At 66.8% G+C, this 1,417-nt stretch carries 2 protein-coding genes; both read left to right on the top strand.

The genetic code is table 11. The features are described from left to right. Positions 1-697 (top strand): AMP-binding protein (locus EOC93_RS34830; RefSeq protein WP_245461472.1); only part of this gene is annotated, 697 nt, incomplete at its 5' end. Positions 698-699: 2 nt separating this feature from the next. Beyond that, positions 700-1,417: 2-dehydropantoate 2-reductase (locus tag EOC93_RS15890; RefSeq protein WP_164759156.1), on the top strand; the 718-nt coding region annotated here is incomplete at its 3' end.

The raw sequence follows: 1,417 nt of genomic DNA, 5'->3' as shown, positions 1-1,417 counted from the left end.
CTCGTCCTCGGCGTCGCTGCCGGCGCAGGTAATGACTGAGCTGGAAGCGACCTTCGGCTGCCCAGTGATCGAATCCTACGGGATGACCGAGGCGGCTCACCAGATGGCCTCGAACCGGCTGCCGCCGGGCCTGCGCAAGCCGGGCAGCGTCGGCGCCGCCGCCGGACCGGAGGTGGCGGTGATGGCGCTGGACGGACAATTGCTGAAGCCGGGTGAGACCGGCGAGATCGTCATTCGTGGGCCCAATGTCACCGCGGGCTACGAGAAAAATCCGGACGCCAATGCCACCGCCTTCGCGCATGGCTGGTTTCACACTGGCGACCAGGGCGTGCTCGACGACGACGGCTATCTGCGCGTCACCGGCCGGCTCAAGGAGATCATCAACCGCGGCGGCGAGAAGATCTCGCCGCTCGAGGTCGACGACGTGCTGATGGACCATCCGGCGGTGGCGCAGGTCGTCACCTTCGCCACGCCGCACGACAAGCTCGGCGAGGAGGTCGCAGCTGCGATCGTGCTGCGCGAGGGCATGGCCGCCACCGAAGGCGAGATTCGCAGCTTTGCCGCGATGCGGCTCGCCGACTTCAAGGTGCCGCGCATTGTCCTGATCCTGGACGAAATCCCGAAGGGCGCGACGGGTAAGCTGCAGCGCATCGGTCTCGCGACCAAGCTCGGTCTTGCCAAACCCGGTCTGGGATAATGATGCGGATCACCATTTTTGGCGCTGGCGCGATCGGCGGCTATCTCGCGGCCAAACTTGCCATGGCTGGCCGGGTCGATCTGTCGATCGTGGCGCGTGGCGCGCATCTCGATGCGATCAAGGCGAACGGGCTTCGCTTGATCGAGGACGGTCATGAATCCGTCGCCTCTGTCAGGGCCGCCGCGCAGGCGTCGGAACTAGGCGTCCAGGACTATGTCGTGCTGGCGCTCAAGGCCCATTCCCTCGCACCAGCGCTCGACCAGATCGCGCCGCTGCTGGGCGAGGGGACGGCCGTCGTCACCATGCAGAACGGCGTGCCGTGGTGGTATTTCCATAAGATCGGCGGGGCGCTCGAAGGCACGCGGTTGCAAGCGGTGGATCCCGGTGGGGTGATCTGGGACCGGCTTGGGCCGGATCGCGTCATCGGCTCGGTCGTCTATCCCGCTGCCGAGGTGGACGCGCCCGGCCTGGTCCGCCACATCGAGGGAAAACGCTTCTCGCTTGGCGAGCCCTCGGGCGAGAGGAGCGAACGTGTCACCCGGCTTGCCGAGGAGATGGTTGCGGCGGGCCTGCAGGTGCCCGTCCGCGACGACATCCGCAGCGAAATCTGGGTGACGCTCTGGGGCAATCTCTCCTTCAACCCGATTTCAGCGCTGACCGGCAGCACGCTTGCGGCGATCGCTGCCGACGAGGCAACCCGCACGCTTGCCCGCACCATGA

Source organism: Mesorhizobium sp. M6A.T.Ce.TU.002.03.1.1 (assembly GCF_003997275.1).
GTDB lineage: Bacteria > Pseudomonadota > Alphaproteobacteria > Rhizobiales > Rhizobiaceae > Mesorhizobium > Mesorhizobium mediterraneum.
The sequence above is the reverse complement of the archived record's forward strand: the minus strand, read 5'-3'. Positions and strand labels throughout refer to the sequence as shown.